The organism is Comamonas sp. 7D-2 (genome assembly GCF_022749555.1).
GTDB lineage: Bacteria > Pseudomonadota > Gammaproteobacteria > Burkholderiales > Burkholderiaceae_C > Comamonas > Comamonas thiooxydans.
This window is the reverse complement of sequence record NZ_CP094238.1, coordinates 3,213,487-3,234,614: the sequence shown is the minus strand read 5'-3', so window position 1 is coordinate 3,234,614 and position 21,128 is coordinate 3,213,487. Positions and strand designations below refer to the sequence as shown.

General features: G+C 52.2%; 19 protein-coding genes and 1 tRNA gene. 18 read left to right on the top strand and 2 right to left on the bottom strand.

Annotation, left to right across the window (positions count from 1 at the left end):
- Positions 1-58: 58 nt before the first annotated feature.
- Positions 59-1,186, bottom strand: coding sequence for a cupin domain-containing protein (locus MPZ60_RS14890; RefSeq protein ID WP_034358194.1), 1,128 nt, complete (start codon positions 1,184-1,186; stop codon positions 59-61).
- 273 nt (positions 1,187-1,459) lie between these two features.
- Between MPZ60_RS14890 and MPZ60_RS14885 the strand changes: the two genes are divergently transcribed.
- From MPZ60_RS14885 to MPZ60_RS14865, 5 genes are all read left to right on the top strand, one after another.
- Positions 1,460-2,008 (top strand): MarR family winged helix-turn-helix transcriptional regulator, encoded by a 549-nt coding sequence (locus tag MPZ60_RS14885; protein ID WP_034358594.1) that lies wholly within the window; start codon positions 1,460-1,462, stop codon positions 2,006-2,008.
- Between the two features lie 23 nt (positions 2,009-2,031).
- Entirely contained in the window at positions 2,032-2,934 is a 903-nt protein-coding gene (locus MPZ60_RS14880; RefSeq protein ID WP_003067507.1) for a LysR family transcriptional regulator, read from the top strand.
- 320 nt (positions 2,935-3,254) lie between these two features.
- Positions 3,255-3,575: a heavy metal-binding domain-containing protein gene (locus MPZ60_RS14875; RefSeq protein WP_003067510.1), complete on the top strand. Its 321-nt coding sequence runs from the start codon at positions 3,255-3,257 to the stop codon at positions 3,573-3,575.
- Between the two features lie 123 nt (positions 3,576-3,698).
- Positions 3,699-3,775: transfer RNA gene (locus MPZ60_RS14870), tRNA-Gln, on the top strand.
- Between the two features lie 766 nt (positions 3,776-4,541).
- Positions 4,542-5,009 (top strand): Lrp/AsnC family transcriptional regulator, encoded by a 468-nt coding sequence (locus tag MPZ60_RS14865; RefSeq protein ID WP_003067511.1) that lies wholly within the window; start codon positions 4,542-4,544, stop codon positions 5,007-5,009.
- 111 nt (positions 5,010-5,120) lie between these two features.
- On the opposite strand, the gene selD is transcribed toward MPZ60_RS14865, so the two are convergent.
- Complete coding sequence (selD, locus tag MPZ60_RS14860; protein WP_187771849.1) at positions 5,121-6,191, bottom strand: selenide, water dikinase SelD; 1,071 nt, start codon at positions 6,189-6,191, stop codon at positions 5,121-5,123.
- Positions 6,192-6,715: 524 nt separating this feature from the next.
- Here selD and MPZ60_RS14855 point away from each other — a divergent pair.
- The 13 genes from MPZ60_RS14855 (at position 6,716) to MPZ60_RS14795 (ending at position 21,090) form a co-directional block, all read left to right on the top strand.
- Positions 6,716-7,555, top strand: a complete 840-nt coding sequence (locus MPZ60_RS14855; protein ID WP_242607130.1) for an ABC transporter permease — start codon at positions 6,716-6,718, stop codon at positions 7,553-7,555.
- Positions 7,552-8,223, top strand: a complete 672-nt coding sequence (locus tag MPZ60_RS14850) for an ABC transporter ATP-binding protein (RefSeq protein ID WP_080746234.1) — start codon at positions 7,552-7,554, stop codon at positions 8,221-8,223. Before MPZ60_RS14855 ends, MPZ60_RS14850 begins: the two co-directional genes overlap by 4 nt.
- Positions 8,220-9,350, top strand: a complete 1,131-nt coding sequence (locus tag MPZ60_RS14845) for a chain-length determining protein (RefSeq protein ID WP_034358187.1) — start codon at positions 8,220-8,222, stop codon at positions 9,348-9,350. Before MPZ60_RS14850 ends, MPZ60_RS14845 begins: the two co-directional genes overlap by 4 nt.
- 26 nt (positions 9,351-9,376) lie before the next feature.
- Positions 9,377-11,155: an SLBB domain-containing protein gene (locus MPZ60_RS14840; protein WP_034358184.1), complete on the top strand. Its 1,779-nt coding sequence runs from the start codon at positions 9,377-9,379 to the stop codon at positions 11,153-11,155.
- A gap of 17 nt (positions 11,156-11,172) precedes the next feature.
- Positions 11,173-12,216: a glycosyltransferase family 4 protein gene (locus MPZ60_RS14835; RefSeq protein WP_080746233.1), complete on the top strand. Its 1,044-nt coding sequence runs from the start codon at positions 11,173-11,175 to the stop codon at positions 12,214-12,216.
- The gene (locus MPZ60_RS14830; RefSeq protein WP_034358177.1) at positions 12,209-13,816 is read left to right on the top strand and encodes a hypothetical protein; all 1,608 of its coding nucleotides are present in this window, start codon (positions 12,209-12,211) and stop codon (positions 13,814-13,816) included. The genes MPZ60_RS14835 and MPZ60_RS14830 overlap by 8 nt, the downstream gene beginning before the upstream one ends.
- 13 nt (positions 13,817-13,829) lie before the next feature.
- Positions 13,830-15,098 carry a tetratricopeptide repeat protein gene (locus tag MPZ60_RS14825; protein ID WP_131324713.1) on the top strand — a complete coding sequence of 423 codons (1,269 nt, stop codon included), beginning with the start codon at positions 13,830-13,832 and terminating at the stop codon, positions 15,096-15,098.
- Between the two features lie 73 nt (positions 15,099-15,171).
- Positions 15,172-15,876: a glycosyltransferase family 2 protein gene (locus MPZ60_RS14820; protein WP_242608134.1), complete on the top strand. Its 705-nt coding sequence runs from the start codon at positions 15,172-15,174 to the stop codon at positions 15,874-15,876.
- A gap of 11 nt (positions 15,877-15,887) precedes the next feature.
- Positions 15,888-16,244 (top strand): capsular biosynthesis protein, encoded by a 357-nt coding sequence (locus MPZ60_RS14815; RefSeq protein WP_242607128.1) that lies wholly within the window; start codon positions 15,888-15,890, stop codon positions 16,242-16,244.
- On the top strand, positions 16,241-17,803 hold the full coding sequence (locus tag MPZ60_RS14810) for a phosphotransferase (protein ID WP_034358171.1): 1,563 nt from the start codon (positions 16,241-16,243) through the stop codon (positions 17,801-17,803). Before MPZ60_RS14815 ends, MPZ60_RS14810 begins: the two co-directional genes overlap by 4 nt.
- Before the next feature lie 2 nt (positions 17,804-17,805).
- Positions 17,806-18,642, top strand: coding sequence for a 3-deoxy-8-phosphooctulonate synthase (gene kdsA / locus MPZ60_RS14805; RefSeq protein WP_034358170.1), 837 nt, complete (start codon positions 17,806-17,808; stop codon positions 18,640-18,642).
- 99 nt (positions 18,643-18,741) lie between these two features.
- Positions 18,742-20,076 carry a 3-deoxy-manno-octulosonate cytidylyltransferase gene (gene kdsB, locus MPZ60_RS14800; protein WP_080746232.1) on the top strand — a complete coding sequence of 445 codons (1,335 nt, stop codon included), beginning with the start codon at positions 18,742-18,744 and terminating at the stop codon, positions 20,074-20,076.
- Positions 20,077-20,103: 27 nt separating this feature from the next.
- Entirely contained in the window at positions 20,104-21,090 is a 987-nt protein-coding gene (locus MPZ60_RS14795) for an SIS domain-containing protein (protein ID WP_122974749.1), read from the top strand.
- The last annotated feature ends 38 nt before the right edge of the window (positions 21,091-21,128 follow it).

Here is a 21,128-nt window from a genome sequence, read left to right as displayed (position 1 = left end):
CCTGGGCGGCCCCGCAGCAAAGGCTGTCTCCCCCTTGAGGGGGAAGACGCGAAGCGGCTCAGGGGGTATCTGCCCTGTACGCGTGGACGGCCTCGAAAATCGGCGTATCGGCAAAACGGAACAGATCCAGCTGCGCCTGGTCGGCATCGCATTGCGCGCTGAACAACTGCCAGGAGGGCACGACAAACATGTCGCCGCGCCGCACCTGCCATTGGCGCTCGCCCACGGTCACCGTGCCCTGGCCGTCAAAGACCTGGAAGACGGCAGAGCCCACTTCACGCTTTTGCCGGGTGCTGGCGCCGCAAGCCACGCGGTGCATTTCGCAGCGAATGGTGGGTAGCACGTCGCGGCCATTGCTAGGGTTGGTGTAGCGCACGGCGGCATGGCCTGGGCTGACGGTGGCAGCATGACCTTCGGCTTCGAGTGCCAGTTGCTCGCTCAGCGCGCGGTCGGTATCCACCCAGCGGTAGGCCAGCAAAGGCGTGCTCGGGCTGTTCTGCAGATGGGCCACAGGGCTCAGCCCAGGGTGGCCCCAGAGGCGCTCGGAGCGCGAGAACTCGGGCGTGGCACGCTCCTCGGGGTCCAGATGCAGGCGGCCATGCTCGAAGAACTGGGACTCGGTGTAATAGGCAAACGGAATATCCAGCCCGTCTATCCAGGCCATGGGCTGGCTGGCCGCATTGTGGTGGGCGTGCCAGTTCCAGCCGCCCTGGGGCAGAAAGTCGCCGCGCGACATGCGGATCGAGTCGCCGTTGACCACGGTCCACACGCCTTCGCCTTCGACCACAAAGCGGAAGGCATGCTGGGTGTGGCGGTGCTCGGGCGCATCTTCGCCGGGCATCAGGTACTGGATGGCAGCCCACAGCGTGGGCGTGGCAAACGGGCGGCCGCCCAGCGCCGGATTGGCCAGGGCAATCGCGCGGCGCTCGCCGCCCCGGCCCACGGGGACGATGCGACCGGCTTCATCAGCCAGCTTGAGCAGATTCTCCCAACGCCACAAATGGGCGGCTGCCTGGCTTTTGGGGTGGGCAGGCATCAGGCCGCCGATTTCCGTCCACAGCGGCACCAGCATTTCCTGCTCGAAACCTCGGTACAGCTGCGCAAGCGCAGTTGTGGGCTCGGGTTGGCCGGGGGCGTCGCGGGCCGTGAGCTTGACCGGTGAGGGCTGGGCTTGCGCAAGGCTCATGGTTTGTCTCTTTCTTTGGTATCTGCTTGGCAGTGCGTTGCTGCCGGGTCTGGCGGCTTGCGGCCTGGAATGGGGTCAAAGAGAGGCTGTGAATCAAATAAACAGCACACTGATGATTAGCATAATGTTGATCTGCGTCAGCGATGATTGGGTTAAACCCGGTAGCAGGCCTGGCTCGAATCGGGGCGGCAGTCGTGCGAATATCGGGGTCTTTCAGTCATGGCCCTTCAACTGCCGCAAGGCAGGGCGGGCTCGGCTTCGGCCACCCAAGACATGCAATACCAACCCGCAGAATTAGAAAACTATCCCGGCTACCACATCCGCAGGCTGCAGCAGATCGCCGTAGCCGTGTTCATGGAAGAAACCGAGGAATTCGGCGTGACGCCCGTGCAATACGCGGCCCTGTCGGCCGTGCTGCGTCAGCCGGGCATCGACCAGCGCACGCTGGCACGCAATATCGGCTTCGACACCTCCACCATAGGCAGCGTGATCGACCGCCTGGAAGCACGCGGCCTGATGGCGCGCAACGCCAGCCCTGCGGACCGGCGCGTGCGTTTGCTGAGCCTGACCGAAGAGGGGCGCGGCCTGCTGGTGGCCGCCGAGCCTTCGGTGCTGCGCGCTCAGCGCCGCATGCTGGAGCCTCTTCCTGACGACAAACGGGCGCAGTTCATGGAAATGCTGTCGCTGCTGATTCACGAGAACGACGAGTTCGCGCGCGCCCCGAGCGCGGTGGCCCAGCGCAGTGCCGAGCGCAAGCGCAGTGCTGCCGTCAAGGCGGTCAAGGGCCTTACGGGCAAGATGCAGGGCAGCGTGAACGACTGAACCACGGATCGCAAGGAAAGACATTGGACTGGGACCATCTGCGTTTTTTTGGCGAACTGGCGCGCAGCGGCAGCATGGCGGCGGCTGCGCGGCGCATGGGAGTCGAGCACACCACGGTGTCGCGGCGCATTCAAGCGCTGGAAAAGCAACTCGGTGCCGTACTGTTTGCTCGCGAAGGCGGCCAGTGGCGGCTGACCGAGGCAGGGCGGCAGTTGCAGGAAGTGACCAACACCATGCAAAGCGCGGTTGACGGGCTGGAGCGGGGCCCCCTGGCGCATGCAGCGACCGCCGAGGGGCTGGCCGGTCTGGTGCGGGTGGGGGCCACCGAAGGCTTTGGCACACAGATGCTGGCCTCCGAGCTCGCCAGACTCACGTTGCGCTATCCGCTGCTCAGCGTGGACCTGCTGGCGCTGCCGCGCATGCTGCATCTGTCCAGCCGCGAGGCCGATATCGTCATCTCGCTGGAGCGGCCCAAGCGCGGCTCGGTTGTCGTCACCAAGCTGACCGATTACCGGCTCTATCTTTACGGCCAGCGTGAATATCTGGCGCGCAAGCCATTGGTGGCCAGAACCGAGGACCTGCGCCATCACAGCTTTGTGCACTATGTGGACGATCTGCTGTTCACGCGCGAGCTGCAATTGCTGGATACCTTGCACCGGCCCGAGCGTTTTGCGCTGCGCAGCACCAGCATCACCGCTCAATACGAAGCCGTGCGTGCCGGTGCCGGTCTGGCCGTGCTGCCGGCATTTGTGGCCGACAAGGATCCGATACTGAGCCGCGTGCTGCCCGAGCAGGCTTGTTTCACACGCACCTTCTGGATGAGCATGCCCGTAGAGTCGCGCCAGATTCCGCGCATAGCCACGACCTGGAGCTTTCTGCGCGATGCCGTGCAAGGCATGCAGAAGCTGCTATTGCCGGATGCATGATTTTTGATGGCGTCTTGCCCTTGATGGGGCGGCCTGACTTCTGATTTGACCCTGCATCCTGCGCTGCATGGAGGCTGGTCTGCGCTGCCAGAGCAGTTGGGAGTAAGTCGTTGGGAGTCAGTCATGAGAAGCCCTGAGCGTCGATGGACGCAGCTGCCATCGCCTTGATAACAGCGCGGATTGCACGCATATACTGATCCGACCGGATGACTTGGCGCCTGCGGCAAGGACAGGCCTGTATCTGCCTCTGCCACGCGCAGCGCTATGACCAGAGCATATGGCTGCCAGTCTCCTTGCGCTGATTTTTAAGAGAGCAAAGCATGATCGTCACAACCACTCCCTCCATCGAAGGCAAGCGCATCACCCGTTATTGCGGCGTGGTGGCGGGCGAGGCCATTCTGGGCGCCAATGTGTTCAAGGACTTCTTTGCCGGAATTCGCGACATCGTGGGCGGGCGTTCTGGAACCTATGAACGCGAGCTGCAAAAAGCGCGTGAAATTGCCCTCAAGGAACTGGAGCAACGCGCTGCCGAGGCGGGTGCCAATGCGGTGGTTGGCGTGGACCTTGATTTCGAGGTGCTGGGCCAGGGCAATGGCATGCTCATGGTCTCGGCCAGCGGCACGGCTGTCGTCGTGGAATAGGCAGCCAGTGACTGAGCTGGCTTGACGCAAGGAAGGCTGCAAACCTATTCCATGTGCAATTGCACATTTTTGGACTACTTCGAAATTTATAGCGAAAAGTCGTTGTAGAATTCGTTCCATCGTAGGGGAGTCGCCAAGCTGGTTAAGGCACTGGATTTTGATTCCAGCATGCGAAGGTTCGAATCCTTCCTCCCCTGCCAAAATCCAAAACCCTGCTCATTGCAATGAGCAGGGTTTTTTGTTTGTGAGCTTGGGGCGCATGAAAGCGAGCCCAAAGCTTTCAGTCATGCGCGATTGGGGCGCTCAGGGTGCGTTATCGCACATACAGCCTTGCTGGGCAGCACAGGCGCAGTTGTCGGTGATTGGGGGCTGCTTGCAGTCTGGTGGGCTCAAGCATTGCTGAAATCGACGCACCAGACCAAGGGATAACCTAGGGTAAGCACTTACCTTTTGCAGATATTTGCAGCAAACCAGCCAAACTTACCGAGTGTTTTCGCCGTATCGTCGGTGGCATCGATGAGCGCGGGAAAACAACCATTAGACTCTTCGCTCTTTTGTGTCGCTGTTACTCGGTGAGCGCACTTGGGTCCTTGTGAGCGAGCTTGACCGCTCGCCCACGACAGAGGCCTGGTCTCGGCCGGAGTCACTCTGACGTACCGCAGTGCGCCCTTGCCATGGTCACAAGCGCAGGCAAGTGCAGATATGTTGATATATCTTGCCTGATTGAAACAAATGTATACAGATTTGCCATCTGAAAAGACAAGCTCACTACCAGGCTGGGTTAGCTGACACAATGATTGGCTGTTGGGTGTCGCTGAGGTTCGCTCCACGCGTTTGGCTGAGGGCGAACAGCAACAGAAGCCGCTCGGCGCAAGGCATGGCTGCAGGTGGTGGCAGAGAGTTCTTGGGGTTTGTGTTTCACGCAGCGTTTGCGTAAGTGCACGGCAAGATTTGGATAGACAAGGTATGGAATATCGACTGGATGAAACGGACCGCCAGCTGCTGCGCCTGCTGCAGACCAACGCGCGTGCCTCGACCGCGCATTTGGCTCGGCAGATGAATCTGGCTCGGACCACGGTGGTTGCTCGCATTGCCAAGTTGGAGCAGGAGGGCGTGATCGCCGGCTATGGCGTTCGCCTTGGCTCGCGCATGGAGCAGTCTGCCGTGCGCGCCTATTGCGGTATCCGTGTTCAGCCCAAGACAGCAACTTCGGTGATGCAGGCGCTCAACCGCTTCACCGAGGTGGAAGAGGTGTCGGCCGTCAGCGGACAGTACGACTACATGGTGTTTGTGCGCTGCGAGAGCAATGAGAAACTGGATGCGCTGCTCGACCGTATCGGCCTGATCGACGGCATCCAGCAGACCTATACCTCGGTGGTGCTGAGCCGCAAGATCGACCGCCGCACCACGGCCGAGGTTGTGGGAGAGGCTTAGACGCAAGTCACAGTCTGACGCTCATATGCAAAACGCCCGGTTTGAGCCGGGCGTTTTGCATTCTGTGGTGGAAGGAGAGCAGGGCCGCGCTCCTTCTCGACTGCCTGGCGCTCAGTCCACAAAGACCTTGGATGCACCTGCCTCCATGCGGCCAATCACTGCAGCATCGCCAAAGCCGCTGTCGGCAAAGACCTTGAGCACCTGCTGGACAGCATCCGCCGCACAGGAAACAAGCAGGCCGCCAGAGGTCTGAGGGTCGGTCAGCAGCGCTTTCTGGGCGTCTGTCACGGTCGATGCCAACTGCATGTGCTCGCCATAGGATGCCCAGTTGCGCCCCGATGCGCCCGTGAAAATGCCTTGCTCTGCAAGCGCCTGGACACCGGGCAGCACGGGCAGCTTGGCGCTTTCAATGCGTGCGCTGAGCTGGGCGCCACGGGCCAGCTCCAGGCCGTGGCCCAGCAGGCCAAAACCGGTCACGTCGGTCAGCGCGTGCACGCCGTCAAGCTTGGCAAGCTCGGCGCCGGGGCGGTTGAGCTTGGTGGTTGCATCCACCATGGCACGGTAGCCTGCATCGTCCAGCAGATTCTTCTTGAGCGCCGCCGAGAGAATGCCCACGCCCAGGGGCTTGCCCAGAATCAGCACATCGCCGTCCTTGGCATCGGCATTGCGCTTCATCTGCTTGGGGTTGACGATACCGATGCCGACCAGGCCGTAGATGGGCTCGACCGAATCAATCGAGTGCCCACCCGCCAGAGGAATGCCGGCATCACGGCAGACCGATTCACCGCCTTCCAGAATCTTGGCAATCACATCGTGTGGCAGCACATTGATGGGCATGCCAACAATGGCCAGCGCCATCAGCGGCGTGCCGCCCATGGCGTAGATGTCGGACAGCGCGTTGGTGGCGGCAATGCGGCCAAAGTCATAAGGGTCGTCGACGATGGGCATGAAAAAGTCCGTCGTCGCCACGATGGCCTGCTCGTCATTGATCTTGTAAACGGCCGCGTCGTCTGCGGTCTCTGTGCCTACCAGCAGGTCGGGGAAAAACTGCTTGGGCAGATTGCTTTTGGCCAGCAACTCCGACAGCACGCCGGGTGCAATCTTGCAGCCGCAGCCGCCACCGTGAGAGAGAGATGTCAGGCGCGGGGTCGCGGGGGAGGCGGTTTCTTGAGTGATGTTCATGTCAATCCAGACGGCAAGCAGCGCTTATGTTGCTGCGGTAGTGATAGAGATGCTTATGCTCTGCCGGAAGTTCATCCCGAATGCACAGTAGGCTCTCATTATTGACTGTCTGGAGTCTTGGTTTGCAGTCTATTGTCGATTCTCTGGGAGATGTGCTTGGAGAGGCATCAAGATGGCTCCGCTGTGTACTGGGTGCTGTGGAATATTATTTTTGAATATTCAATAACTAAAGTTTTTAATGGTCAAATGCCAGGAAGCTAGGTTTTTTATTCTTGACTGATATTTTCGGAAATCGGTGCGAGAGATGAATAGCATATTCATGCGCTAACGTACTCCGCAGATTGAAAAAATTTAAGTTAACTACCTTTAACATTAAAATAATAAAATAGTTAAAATAAATTGACTTGATCTGATCAATAGATTATTTGTAATGTAATTGAATGTGAAACGGGTGTGATGACTGGTTGTAATAAGGTTTTGCTTATGTTTTCATTTACAATCAGCCGATTGGATTTCAGTGCGTCTTGAGTCCAAAAGAACGAGGATTTATTTTGGACTCAGCCCCGTCTTCTGGTGAGATCACCGCACCACGTAGTTCACTTTCCGTTACTTTTGCGGTATGGAATGCACTTTTCCTGCGCGAAGCCGTTGCGCGCTTGAGCGCTACGCGCGGAGCCTGGGTGCTCATCGTGCTGGAGCCTGTGCTTCATGCATGCTTCATGCTGCTGTTGTATACGGTGTTGCGCACTCGCACCATGGCTGGTGCTGATGTAGCTGTGTGGCTGGTCCTGGGCTTGACCGGCTACTTCACGGTGCAGAACGTTTTCCAGCGATCAATGGGAGCAGTCGATGCCAACAAGGCACTATTTGCCTATCGTCAGGTGCGCCCCATAGACACTGTGATTGTGCGTGCAGCTCTTGAAACGCTGATGGGGCTCATAATATTGCTGGCTTTGCTTCTGGTTTTAGCATTTTTCGGCCGAACAATTATTCCTGAATCACCTATTGAATCAATATTTTCGTTTGTAGGGCTGATTCTTTGTGCGCTTGGTGTTGGTCTCATTCTTTCTGTTCTCAGTGATTTGGTGCCTGAGGCGGCAAACTTGGTGAATTTTCTTTTTAGGCCCTTATATCTGCTTTCAGGGGCTATTTTCCCGTTGTCAGCTATTCCAATTAAGTATAGGGAATGGGCTTTTCTCAATCCATTTGCGCACGGCTTGGAACTGCTAAGGAGTAGCTTTTTCCCTACATACCATGCCTCGCCCGAGGCTAATTTTGAATATCTTTATGCTTTCGCTGCCTGCTCTATTTTCTTAGGGCTTGCATTGCAAGTGCGTTTTTCTCAACGGCTGAGAGCTCAATGATTATCGTCAATGATGTGCACAAGCGTTATCAGACACCCCATGGCGCTGGCCGCTGGATTCTAAAGGGTGTGAATTTCACTATCCCTTCTAATGTCAGCGTAGGCTTAATCGGACGTAATGGGGCGGGTAAATCTACATTGCTGAATTTGATCGGAGGCGTAGATACGCCTACTCGTGGAACGGTGGAGCGGCGTTGTCGTGTATCGTGGCCCATGGGTTATGGCGGCGGCCTGCAAGGCTCCTTGACTGGGCGGCAGAACGCAAAATTTGTCTGCCGGTTGCATGGGTTTGATTCATTACAAGCCATGACGGAAAAAATTGCCTATATACAAGATTTTGCCGAATTGGGCTCATCCTTTGATGAGCCCGTTCGCACTTATTCTTCGGGCATGAAATCTCGTCTGCAGTTCGGGTTGTCATTGGCATTTGACTTTGATGTCTATATATCGGACGAGGCGACATCTGCTGGTGATGCATCTTTCCGACAAAAAGCGGCTGATGCATTCAAACGGATTGCTGACCGCTCTGGACTCATTATGGTTGCGCATGGCGATGGAACGCTACGTCAATTTTGCCAAGCAGGTATCTGGCTCAATGATGGTCAGGCTTATTGGTTTGATGATATTGAAGATGCTTTAAGAAACTATAAAGATAGTATTTCCAAATGACCGATTTGTTGAAGAAAAGAAATTTTAATGGGGTATTTCGGGCCATTTGGCGCATGAAGGCTCTTGCAATCGCATTATGCGTATCCATATTGGCGATTATCTATTGGGGATTTATAGCTTCTGATCGTTATGTTTCTGAAGCCCGCGTTCTGATTCAGCGAACCGATATGGCGGCTTCGCAGGCTATGGATTTCAGCTCGCTGTTGGCTGGTGGCGATGGAATATCACGTGCAGACCAGATGTTGCTGCGCGACAGATTGCTGTCTGTCGATATGTTGCTGCAACTGGATAAGGATCTGAACCTGCGCGACCACTACAGCAGCCACGATCACGATGTGCTTTCGCGCATGTTCTTCCATGATGCATCATTAGAATTTTTTCATAGGCATTTTCTCTCGCGCGTAAGTGTGGAATATGACGAGTATGCGGGTGTGCTGGTCATCCAGGCTCAGGCCTACGATGCAGAAATGGCCCAGAAGATCACCAAGGCACTGGTGCATGAGGGCGAGCGCTATATGAATACGTTGGGCCACCAACTGGCTCAGGAGCAGGTGAATTTTCTCGAGAAGCAGGTCAAGGTGCGCGGTGAGCATGCATTGGACGCACGTCAGCGTGTTCTGGCATTCCAGAATGCCAAGGGTCTGATTTCTCCCCAGTCCGCAGCCGAAAATCTGGCCGGCGTGGTCAACAAGCTGGATGAGCAGTTGACCGAACTCAGTGCCCGCAAGACGGCGCTGCTGGGCTATCTCGCGCCTACAGCCCCTGCGGTTGTGGAAGTCGATCTGCAGATTCAGGCCGTGGAAAAGCAGATCAAAACGGAAAAAGCCCGTTTGACCAGTGCCAAGGGGCAGTCGCTGAACAAGACCGTTGAAGAATACCAGCGCCTGGAACTGGAGGCGCAGTTTCAGCAGGATGCTTACAAGAGCGCCCTGGTAGCGCTTGAAAAAGGCCGCGTGGAAGCAACACGTACCTTGAAGAAGGTGCTGGTACTTCAGAGCCCATCAATGCCTGAATATCCCATGCGACCGCGCCGCCTCTATAACATTGCCACCTTTATTCTGGGGGCCTTGCTGCTGGCCGGGTTGGTGCAATTGCTGGCTTCTATCGTGCGCGACCACCGCGACTGATTGTTTTGAATTTTTCGAGTTTTATCATGCAACGTTTTATCGCGCGAACCTGTCTCAGCTCAGCAGTCGCGGTGCTGCTGACTGGTTTGGTACCGGCCCAGGCACAGATTTCTCAAGCCAGTTCAAGGCAGGATGCATCGGCGGCATCCAGTATTGATCCTTTCCAGATCAATCAGGCGCTGGGATTGACCCCTTCTAGCGGAGCTTCCAGCGACGCTTCGGCAAGCCGTTCTGGCGCTGCGGTCCCCATGCAGGCTCCCGTATTGCCGCAAGCACCCCAGACGGCAGATTACACGGCCAACCTCAATAGCGATGTCTTTGGTGCCAATCTGTTTACCGGCAACTTTGCGCGTGCAGGGGCAACGCAGTTCAACCCCGATTATCTGGTTACGGTAGGCGACCGCATTCATTTACGGTTGTGGGGTGGCTTTACCTTTGATAGCGTGGCCGCTGTTGACCCGCAAGGCAATATCTTTCTGCCTCAGGTCGGGCCGATCAAGGTGCTGGGCATTGCCAACAAGAATCTGCAGCAACAGGTAGAGGCAGCAGTACGCCGTGTATTCCGTGCCAATGTCTATAGCTATGCCAGCCTGGCTGCTGCGCAGCCGGTGCGTATCTTTGTGGGCGGTAATGTCATGCGTCCGGGCCTTTACAACGGCACCAGCATGGACAGCCTGCTTAACTATCTGGACCAGGCGGGCGGCATCGACCCCGAGCGCGGCAGCTTTCTGACTGTGCAGGTCAAGCGCGGCAGCACCGTGCGTGCCACTTTCAATCTCTATGACTTTCTGCTCAAAGGCCAGTTGCCGCTGCTGCAACTCAATGATGGGGATGTGATTTTTGTCCCCCCCATTGCCAACCGGGTGCGCGTATCCGGTCTTGTGAACAATGCCAAGCGCTTCGAGTTTGCTCAGGGTTCTGAAACTGTGGCTCAGTTGATGCAGCTGGCCAAGCCACAGGCCCAGGCAACCCATGTGCGTATTGCTCGCAATACCGGAACCGTGAAGAACACGGAGTACTACCCGCTGCAGGAGGCCAATGCATTGGTGCTGCAAAACGGCGATGAGCTGGAATTTACCGCGGACAAAAAGCCAGGCACCATTACCGTGCGCGTCGAAGGCGAGCACATGAACTCCCAGGAATATGTGCTGCCCTACGGCACTCGTCTGGGCTCTCTGATGCAGAACATTCAGACCTCTACAGACGCAGAGCCTGAAAGCATTCAACTCTTTCGCCAGAGTGTGAAGGATCGCCAGAAGGAGATGCTGGCCACTAGCCTTCGTAGTCTTGAGACCGCGTTGCTAACCGCACGTAGTGGCAGCAGCGAAGAGGCCCGACTGCGCAAGGAAGAAGCCGATCTGACTCTGCAATGGGTGGAGCGGGCCAAGAAGGTGGAACCCACTGGCCAGGTGCAGATAGCCCAGGCTTCCCAGCGTGACAATATGTTGCTGGAAAACGGCGATGTCATTCGCATACCGCGAAAGGATGGTCTGGTGCTGGTCAGTGGGGAAGTATTGTTCCCGAATGCCGTTGCATTCGATGGCTCTTTGAGCCTCAAGGACTATATCGATCGTGCCGGCGGCTTTACCCAGACCGCAGATGCTGCTCGCGTCGTTGTTGCGCACCGCGATGGTGCATTCGAGCAGGTCGATACCGGCAAGCTTTTTGAAAACACCCGACTCAAGGCCGGCGATCAGGTGCTGGTGTTGCCCAAGGTGGATGAGAAAAAGCGCCAGTTCTGGAAGGATATCACCCAGATCATGTATCAGATCGCTATTGGCGCGAAGGTTGTATTCGGGCTTTAAAGGGACAGGGGAAATTAATGCAAATCAAAAAATATACGATCAATCATGTAATGAGCAAAGATATCGATAGTGGTATCTTTGCGGCTATTCTTCGATATTTTAGAGAGAATAGTCCCGAATGGGTTGATAACGTTGAAAGTGTAGAGCCTCTGGAAGAGGCTGACGTTTATCACTATCATCGCCCACATTTGGAAACGAAGCTGAGAAAAAACTCGGTCTGCACAGTGCATCATGATTTGGATGATCCAGATATTTGGCATGCGCGTCAGAGGTTTATTCCTCGATATAACGAATCATCAGCTGTTATATGCCTGAATGAGACGCAGAAAAAAATACTCATTAATGAGGAAGGTGTAAAAGAAGAGAAAATATTTGTTGTTCCACATGGTTACAACAATAAAATATTGTCGCCTATTCAGAAAGAAAAAAACAGGCAAAGAAAATTTACATTGGGGATTGCGTCTCGGCGCTATGGTCGACGTGTAAAGGGTGAGGCATATCTCTCTGAATTAATTAAGCGACTTGATCCAGATTTAGTGAAATTCCTATTGGTTGGACAAGACCGGAGTATTGACGCAGTAGATTTTCGTCGATATGGATTTGAGATTGAAGTCTTTGAGCGTTTGCCTTATCGTTTATTCCAAAGCTTCTATTCTGAAATAGATGCTTTATTGATGTGTAGCAGTCATGAAGGTGGTCCTGCCAATATACCAGAGGCTATGGCCACTGGAACCCCCGTATTTTCAAGCCCAATCGGAATGTCTTTGGATTTTATCAAGCACGGAGATAATGGGTTCTTCTTGACGTTGGATCCAGATATTGATGCAAATTTGATAATGAAATATGCCACCGATAATATGGAGTTTGAACTGGTGGAAAGAAGATGTCTGAGCCAAGTTACGACTATTCCGACTTGGGGTGATTCGGTTCGAGGAAATCTGGACGCATATTCAAAGATAATTGGTGCGAATATTTTTGAACCTATATATCTGGATGTATTAGAGGATGAAAACATCCAAGAAGAAAGCTTGGCTATAGAGCTGGAGGCCGTACATGAGTAAAAAATATAGTATTTTGATTCCCGATGATTTGCATCTTAATCAACGGAATTTCCCTTCTTTTCATAAGTTCATCGCAAAAAATGCGTCAACGGTAAAATTTATTAAGGATAGAAAAGATTGGGTTGCCCTGTATGGGAATTATGAGTCGAAGGCACCTGATTTGAATGAGAAGGCACGGGTTTTAGCTTGTTTGCCTGCAGATACATTGTTTAATTACAATGTGAGAGGCGTTAATCTTTTCAAAATATCGCGGGCGGAGACTCTTTCGAGGGTTGCGGTCGAACCAGAATGGTATGACGTTGCTTATCCCGAATCATCTAGGGGAATTTTTGATAAGCTGCTAATTAATAACAAACCTGTCTTGATGCTGTGCCTTGCTGCAGCATGGGATTGGCTTGATTTCTGGTCGAAAATTTTGGCGGACGAGAAGGCATTCACTCATTGCTGCGTCTTCTCCGGGTCACTGATATATCAGAGGTCTTTAATTGAGTTGCTGCGCTACACGCCTACGAAGGTAATGGTAATGGAGTCGCTCTTCACTGGTAATGATTATTACTGTGAGGAAAAATATGGCCCAATAGCGAATAATTGTGAAATTCGCCATAAAGCTGTTTATGAATCGTTGGCTGTGGAGTTGTCCGCCAATGATATGGATAAAGAGCGAATGAAGGCTATTAACAAGGTGATTCTTGCAAAGAACAAGAATGTAGAGCAGCCGGATTTTGGTGAGGAGATAATATTCCCATTTCCTGGAAAAATAGTGACAATTCTAGGCCAGGTTGTTAATGATTTCTCTTTGCTGGAGTATAAGAACACGGGTCTGGCATCTATTTCCTTTTATAAGGATCTTATTGGTGAATTGGTTAAAAGTGGGTTTAATGTTGTTTTCAAGTCTCACCCCTGGGAAGAGAAAAAAACCAATATTAAAACATCCCTGACTCGCGATATATTGCTGAAGTACATCTCTGACCTCCCTGAGATGGAAAAATGTCGTATAAAAATAGTTGATCATTATCCAATAGAAAAGCTATTTGCAAATTCTGATTTTGTCGCTGGTCTTAATTCGCAAAGTCTTATTGAGGCGGCATTTAATGGATTAAAGCCATTGCAGTTCGGAAATGCTTTTTTTGGGGGGAAAGGCTTTACGGGGGATTATCCCCTGGCAGGCTGTAAAGATTGCGTAGATGATATTTTGGCCGGAAATATTGATGGGACAATGAATTTTTCAGAATATAAGAATTTTGAAACCTTCTTACATAGATTAATGCAAGGGCAGTTGGTTTCTGTTCATGATTCTGGTGTCTCAAAGATAGAGTCAATTTTCTTATCGCCTGCAACTATTGGTGTTGCAAAAAAAACATCTCCGAAAAATGATGTGCCACCCAAAGTCGAAGGTGTATCAAAGAAAGTAAATGGGCCATCAGCTCTTGTTGTCGCGAATAAGGCTCAAGTGAAAACTGCTCCTGTAAAAGAAGAGAATCCTCGCAAAGAGAATATCTCTGCAAAAAATAGGAAATTTAAGAAATTTATAGCTAATCCCAGAAAATTCTTTGCGGACTCTAAATCTCCTTTGGCCCGCAGTATCAGGCACTTATTTTAATCTGAGTAGAAAAATGCGTGTTGCAGTTTGTGTTTCGGGACAAGTAAGAGATTTTTCAGGGTCTTTGCTTAAAAGCATTGAAAATTTATGCTTACCTGTTAATCCTGATTTCTATTTTAGTGTTTGGGAGAATAAAGGGCAAACGTCAGCTCTCGATAGAATCGTACCAAGTGTATATCACCATTATTTTTTTGATGCGCCTCATAAAAATCATCAAATAAATCTTGCTGATTTTCAACAGAAATTTCCTAAGTTCTTTAGTAAGATAAATGAGTGCGGTACTGCTTCTGAGTGCGATTTTGAAGGCATAGAATCAAAGGTATTCGACATCGAGCCAGATAAGGAGGATTATATATCTGAGCCTAGCTTGTTTGGCGTGACCTACCCTTTGGCATTGTTGAAATCGAATCCTCGAGATATTTTTTGCCTTCCAATGTTTTATAAAATATGGAAATGCAATGAGCTTCTTGATGGTGAATATGATTATGTTTTAAGGGTTAGGGCTGATTTTGATTTAAAGGAAAAGATCGACGTAATAGGGGAGTATAAGAAGGTAGGTGATGATGGTTTGATTGTTAGATCAACTCCTTTGGAAACGCATGTGGATGACCAATTTGCTTTCGGCACGCAGGAGGTAATGCGTAAATATTCAAATATATGGCCATCTTTGAGTGATTATTGGGGGGATGGGGTTCGGCTGACATCAGGATTCTTGCTTTATCATCATCTTGTAAAAGAAGGTGTTCGAGTTCACAAGATTCAAATGCCTTCAATCATTCCTTATTCGAAATATTCTCTGGATGACTTGGTTAATATTTTTGAAGAATGTATTTCTGATAACCATCATGTGTTTTCGTCTATAAGGAATGAAATTAGCTCTGAAATTAAGATGAAGAAAATTAGAGCTAATGGTATTTCTGCTATAAATTTTGATTCTTGCGAGCCTTTGCAAATAGTTGCTTATGGGCATGAGCGTAAAGGGTCTATTGGAGCTGCGCTAGACTATTACTATTTGGCAGTAAAAAAAGATCCTCTTTCTGCGTTCTCATATGCAGGAGCAGGACGTTGCGCCTCAAGATTGGGTAAATTCTCAGAGGCAGTTAGAAATTATTTGAGCGCATACTTATATCGCCCAAAGGACTGGGTTATCTTGCGTGAACTATCGAGAAATCTAATGTACCTTGATCGTAAGGATGATGCAAAATTTTATATTGAAAAAGCTATGAAAGTCGCACCAAATCAAGATAGTGTTAAAGAGTTATTTCATGTTCTCTTGAAGTAATTTGGTGTTGTGTAAATTAATTATTTGAAATATAAATCTCATTTTATTTATTAATCTTATGATATTAATTACAATGGCTGGCTTGAGTAGCAGATTTTTTAAAGCTGGATTTCAAGTGCCTAAATATGCTCTTCCAATAGATGGGTGCAGCATGTTTGAATGGGCAATTAGAACATTTGAGAATTATTTTGAAAGTGAGATTTTTGTTTTTGTTATCCGCCAAGATGATTTTTCGCAAAAATTTGTTGTTAATGCAGCTGATAGATTGGGTATAAAGAATTATCGGATTTTTTGCTTGGGGAAAGAAACACGAGGTCAAGCTGAAACCGCATATATATCTTTGAAGGAATTTTCTGAAGATTTTCCAGTGACGATATTTAATATTGATACTATTCGGTATGGTTATAAAAAACCTGCGTTTATCAATGAATGTGATGGATACTTGGAGGTTTTTCGTGGAGAAGGGGAGCATTGGTCGTTTGTCGAGCCCGGTCCTGAGCAGTCGGTAATTCGGACGACAGAAAAAGAGAGAATTTCTGATTTGTGCAGCGATGGACTGTACTATTTCAGGAGTCAGTTGCAGTTTCGCAGTATTTTTGAGCAAGCCATCGCAGCCAATGAGCAGGTGAAGGGTGAGTTTTATATCGCTCCGTTATACAACCGGTTGATCGATGCCGGAGGTATAGTCAAGTATGAGGTAATCGGCCCAGAGCAGATCGATTTCTGTGGCACCCCGGACGAGTACGAAGCACTGTTGAAGAAAAAGGCTCTGGTATGAAGAGAATTGTCATGGATCTGGATGAGACCATTTGCTCCACTGTGAATGGCGACTATGCAAACTCCATACCCAAGCCGGATGTTATCGAGCGCATGCGCGAATTCAAGGCACAGGGATTTGAGATCGTGATCAGTACGAGCCGCAATATGCGCACGTATGAAGGCAATGTTGGCAAGATCAATGCTAATACACTGCCGATTATTGTCGGCTGGCTGGATAAGCACAAAGTGCCGTATGACGAGATCTATACGGGAAAGCCTTGGTGTGGAACCGATGGTTTCTACGTGGATGATCGAGCTTTGCGGCCTGACGAGTTTGTGCAGTTGTCAGTGGAGGATATTCGGAAGCTAGTGGGGATCAAGAGATGATCGTCATCAACTCTGCCGCTTACGTGGTGCCGGAGTTCCGGAATGAGTTAGGAGCAATTCCTCCTTGCTTGCTGCCATTGGGAAATCAAAAGCTGCTGCAGCATCAGGTGCGCGTCCTGCGGCGCTTTGAGGGCGAGCGCATTGTTGTGTCTTTACCTTCCAGCTATGAGTTGACGCTTGACGAGCGTGATTTGCTGGAAACGCTGCAGGTTGAGTTGGTTGCTGTACCGGATGGCTTTTCTTTGGCCGAGGCCTTGATCTATGTGCTCAATATTGCTGCCAATGGCGAGCATGGACTGCGCTTGCTGCATGGCGATACGCTGATTCTGGATATGCCCGATAAGCTGGATACCGTTGCAGTGGGGCACTCGAGAGGGGATTATGACTGGGAGGTTGAATCATCAGGGGAAGGCCAGGCGGTCGATGCTCTGGTATGGTCCGGTTTTTTCGCATTTTCCAGCCAGCGGGAGTTTTTACGAGCTTTGGCGCTGAGCCGAGGTAATTTTGTGAAGGCCGTAAGACTGTATGGCCAGGCGCTATCCTTGACTGCAGTATCTTGCGAAGACTGGTTCGATCTTGGGCATGTGAATACCTATTTCTCCTCGCGCTCCCAAATTACCACTCAGCGTTCGTTCAATGCCTTAAAGATCAGTGAGGGCGTGCTGTACAAGACTGGCATTCCACCAGAAAAAATCGAAGCAGAAGAGCGATGGTTCAAGACCGTTCCATTGGCGGTCAAAAAATACACCCCCCATCTTCTGGATGCTGGAGCACTGCCTGATGGTGGGCATTTTTATGCATTGGAGTATCTGCCCTATTTACCGCTGAACGAGCTGTTCGTGCACGGTCGCAATTCCGTTGACTTCTGGGTGCAGAAGTTTGCCTTGCTAAAAAAGTTTTTTGCGGATGCTCGCCAAGCTTGTCAGCTTGAGTCTTGCGCGCATGAAGATGTGCTGCGCGATGCTGTATCGCTCTACGAAGAAAAGACTATTGCCAGGTTGCGCAAGTACGAGCAGGAAACCGGATTTTCTCGTGAGGCTGTGATTGCCAGGCATCAAGGGAAACCGTTGACGGCGGCTCAGATCGTGCAGGATTGCGTGAGGCGTGCACTGAGTATGCCCGTGGCTCCTTCCATTCTCCATGGGGATTTGTGCTTTAGCAATATCTTGTTCGACTCACGTTCGGAGCGTCTGAAAGTCATTGATCCGCGAGGCCTTAATTTCAAAGGGGACTTCTCGATTCATGGGGATCAGAAGTACGACTTGGCCAAGTTGGCACATTCGGTGATTGGTTTATACGACTTCATCATTGCGGGTCGCTATGCGATTGATTCGGATGCAGATGGCTATGACTGCATTCGATTCGAGATTGATCAGCGACTGGCAGCTGTGCAGAAAGTGTTCTTGGACGTTCCTTTTATCGACGGTGTGCCAGTCCGAGAGGCCATGCCCCTGGTTGTGCTGCTATTTCTCTCGATGCTGCCTTTGCATGACGATCGGCCAGAGCGCCAGAAGGCCATGTTACTGAATGCAGTGCGTTTGTATAAAGAGTTTGTTTAATTATGAAGTTTGAAAAATCACCTCTCTCTAATTCGTCAAAATTTGTACTTTTTGGCGGCATCAATGTACTTGAGGATTTGGATTTTGCCTTGAGGTGCGCTGCGCACTACGTGGAAGTCACAGCAAAATTGGATATTCCTTATGTTTTTAAAGCTAGCTTCGACAAAGCCAATCGCTCCTCTATTCATTCTTATCGCGGCCCAGGACTTGAAGAGGGTTTAAGGATTTTTGAAGCGGTAAAAAAAGAGTTCGGCGTTCCGGTGATTACCGATGTGCATGAACCCTGGCAGGCGGCGCCTGTGGCTGAGGTCGTGGATGTATTGCAGCTGCCGGCCTTTCTGGCCCGCCAGACTGATTTGGTGGTGGCCTTGGCCAAGACAGGCAAGCCCATCAATATCAAGAAGCCGCAGTTCCTGAGCCCTTCTCAGGTGCTCAATATCGTGGAGAAATTCAAGGAAGCCGGCAACGATCAGCTCATGCTGTGCGACCGTGGTACATGCTTTGGCTACGACAACCTGGTGGTGGACATGCTGGGCTTTGGCGTGATGAAGAAGGTGACGGGTGATCTGCCCATCATCTTTGACGTGACGCATGCGCTGCAGCAGCGCGACCCTAACGCAGGCGCATCGGGCGGACGCCGTCAGCAGATTGTGGATCTGGCCCGTGCAGGCATGGCAACAGGGCTTGCTGGCTTGTTCCTGGAGGCTCACCCCGATCCGAACCAGGCCAAGTGCGATGGCCCCAGCGCACTGCCGCTGGACAAGTTGGAGCCCTTCCTGGCCCAAGTGAAGGCAGTGGATGACCTGGTGAAGTCATTCGAGCCGCTGGAGATTGACTGAACCGCGATGTATCGCGGCTTTCGCTGATTTTTTTATAAAAATAGCTGCTATCGCTTGTCTGATAGGCGGTAGTAGCTATTGTTTTTATATTTATTGAATATGCAACATGCTCTGACGGAGCCCACTTCGGACGCTTATTCCAGGGGCGGTGCTGGCATAGGTACAGCAGTAGCTATTGTTATTCCAGCCCGCTATGGCTCCACCCGCTTGCCCGGAAAGCCTCTGGCTGATATTGCGGGCAAACCCATGATTCAGCATGTGTACGAGCGCGCTTGCCAGGTTGCAGGTGTACAGGCCGTGCTGGTGGCAACCGATGATGATCGTGTGGCGCAAGCCGTGCAGGCATTTGGCGGTCGCTGGGTGATGACCTCTGAGGATCATCCGTCCGGAACGGACCGCCTGGCTGAGGTGATGGCTCAGATCCCCGCAGACATCTATGTCAATTTGCAGGGCGATGAACCGCTGGTACGCCCCGAGGATGTACAGCGACTGGTGGATGGCATGCTGGCTGATGCCAGCGTGGCAGTGGGAACGCTCTGCCATTCGATCGAGGGGCAGGAAGCACTGAACCCGAATACGGTGAAGGTAGTTTTGGCGGATAACGGCGACGCGCTGTATTTCAGCCGCTCTCCCATTCCCTATCCACGTGATGCGCAGGAAGCCACTTATCTCAAGCATGTGGGCGTCTATGCCTATCGTCGTGAGGTATTGGAACGCTATTCCGGCTTGCCACAGCCCATGACAGAGAAAGCTGAAAAGCTCGAGCAGTTGCGCCTCATGGCCGCTGGTCTGAAGATTCGCGCCTATGCGGTGGAGCCTACCGGGCCTGGTGTCGATACGCCCGAGTGTCTGGAGCGCGTGCGTGCCTTGCTGGAAGGGCGTGTGCCGGTGTCGCAGCCGACGCTGGCAGATGTTCGCTTGGTGATTACCGATGTGGATGGGGTGTTGACCGATGGCGGGCTGTTTTATGACGCTACTGGTGAGTGCCTGAAGCGCTTTCACGTGCGAGATGGTCTGGGTATGAAGCTGCTGGAAGAAAGCGGTGTACGTGTGGCCGTGCTCTCCGGTCGTGACTCGGCCACGCTGCGCAAGCGTGTTGCCGATCTGGGCTTGACTCTGTGCATGCTGGGCGTCAAGGACAAGGCCGTTGCTTGTCGTGAACTGATGTCCCTGGCTGGAGTGCAGGCTGCACAAACAGTCTGTATTGGTGACGACAGCATTGATTTGCCGGCATTTGCTGCTTGCGGCCTGAGCTTTGCCGTACCTGATGCCCCTGTTTACGTGCGCCAGGCAGCAAGCGGCGTGTTGCAGACGCCGGGTGGGCAGGGCGCCTTCCGTGAACTGGCGGATGCCATTCTGGCAGCACAGGGCAAGCAAAACGTGATCGGTTCTGCCGAAGGCTACGCAGGCGTCATGTCTGCCATGGCGCAATGACACACAAAGGAGAATAGACAAATGGATATGCAGGTGAAAAACGATACTGCAGGCGATGCATTGGCCATTGCACAAGAGACTCTGGACATAGAGATCGAGGCACTGCGTCGCATGCGCTCGCGTATCGATGGCCGCTTCAACGAAGCGGTGGAGATGGTGTTGGCCATGCAGGGGCGCGTGGTGGTGGTGGGCATGGGCAAGTCCGGCATCATTGGACAGAAGATTGCTGCCACGTTGGCGTCCACTGGAACGCCAGCCTTCTTTGTGCATCCGGGTGAAGCATTCCACGGCGACCTGGGCATGATCAAGCCTATCGATGTGGCACTGCTGATTTCCAACTCTGGTGAGACGGAAGAAGTGCTGCGCATTCTCCCGTTCCTGCAGCATCAGAAGAACAGGATCATTGCACTGACCGGCAAGATGGAGTCCACACTGGCACGACATTCGCACGTCGTGCTTGATGTTGGGGTTGAGCGTGAAGCTTGCAAAAACAATCTGGCTCCTACCAGCTCCACCACCAATACGCTGGCGATGGGCGATGCCCTGGCGGTGGCCTTGACAGTAAAGCGCGATTTCCAGCCTGAGGATTTTGCGCGCTTCCATCCCGGCGGCAGCCTGGGGCGCCGTTTGCTGACGCGTGTGTGCGATGTCATGCAAAAAGGGCCATTGCCTGTATGTTCACCCGAGGCATCGTTTCGCGATGTGGTGACCTCTATCACCTATGGCCGTATGGGGCTGACCTTGGTGATGGATGGCGAAGTGCTGCAAGGCATCATCACCGATGGCGACCTGCGCAGGGCATTCGGTGCTCAGGATGATGTAAAGCTTTTGAGCGCTCAGCAGATGATGTCATCGAACCCCCTGACGATTGGTGAAGAGGTTCGTTTTGCGGAAGCCGAAGCCTTCATGAAGGAAAAAGAGGTGGGCGCTCTGATTGTGAAGAATGGCGGAGGTCAAGTGACGGGCGTGCTTCAGATCTATGGCCTGAAGGGCGAAACCTCTCCGGCAGTTTGATATGAGGTTCGGGGTTCTCTCGAAGGGTATTGGCAGAA

Coding starts and splice junctions, on each gene's coding strand:
- MPZ60_RS14875 (WP_003067510.1), top strand. CDS start 3,255: ATGATCGTCACAACCACTCCCTCCATCGAAGGCAAGCGCATCACCCGT.
- MPZ60_RS14795 (WP_122974749.1), top strand. CDS start 20,104: ATGCAGGTGAAAAACGATACTGCAGGCGATGCATTGGCCATTGCACAA.
- MPZ60_RS14825 (WP_131324713.1), top strand. CDS start 13,830: ATGCGTGTTGCAGTTTGTGTTTCGGGACAAGTAAGAGATTTTTCAGGG.
- MPZ60_RS14830 (WP_034358177.1), top strand. CDS start 12,209: ATGAGTAAAAAATATAGTATTTTGATTCCCGATGATTTGCATCTTAAT.
- selD (WP_187771849.1), bottom strand. CDS start 6,191: ATGAACATCACTCAAGAAACCGCCTCCCCCGCGACCCCGCGCCTGACA.
- MPZ60_RS14845 (WP_034358187.1), top strand. CDS start 8,220: ATGACCGATTTGTTGAAGAAAAGAAATTTTAATGGGGTATTTCGGGCC.
- MPZ60_RS14810 (WP_034358171.1), top strand. CDS start 16,241: ATGATCGTCATCAACTCTGCCGCTTACGTGGTGCCGGAGTTCCGGAAT.
- MPZ60_RS14820 (WP_242608134.1), top strand. CDS start 15,172: ATGGCTGGCTTGAGTAGCAGATTTTTTAAAGCTGGATTTCAAGTGCCT.
- kdsB (WP_080746232.1), top strand. CDS start 18,742: ATGCAACATGCTCTGACGGAGCCCACTTCGGACGCTTATTCCAGGGGC.
- MPZ60_RS14835 (WP_080746233.1), top strand. CDS start 11,173: ATGCAAATCAAAAAATATACGATCAATCATGTAATGAGCAAAGATATC.
- kdsA (WP_034358170.1), top strand. CDS start 17,806: ATGAAGTTTGAAAAATCACCTCTCTCTAATTCGTCAAAATTTGTACTT.
- MPZ60_RS14885 (WP_034358594.1), top strand. CDS start 1,460: ATGCAATACCAACCCGCAGAATTAGAAAACTATCCCGGCTACCACATC.
- MPZ60_RS14840 (WP_034358184.1), top strand. CDS start 9,377: ATGCAACGTTTTATCGCGCGAACCTGTCTCAGCTCAGCAGTCGCGGTG.
- MPZ60_RS14815 (WP_242607128.1), top strand. CDS start 15,888: ATGGATCTGGATGAGACCATTTGCTCCACTGTGAATGGCGACTATGCA.
- MPZ60_RS14890 (WP_034358194.1), bottom strand. CDS start 1,186: ATGAGCCTTGCGCAAGCCCAGCCCTCACCGGTCAAGCTCACGGCCCGC.
- MPZ60_RS14850 (WP_080746234.1), top strand. CDS start 7,552: ATGATTATCGTCAATGATGTGCACAAGCGTTATCAGACACCCCATGGC.
- MPZ60_RS14865 (WP_003067511.1), top strand. CDS start 4,542: ATGGAATATCGACTGGATGAAACGGACCGCCAGCTGCTGCGCCTGCTG.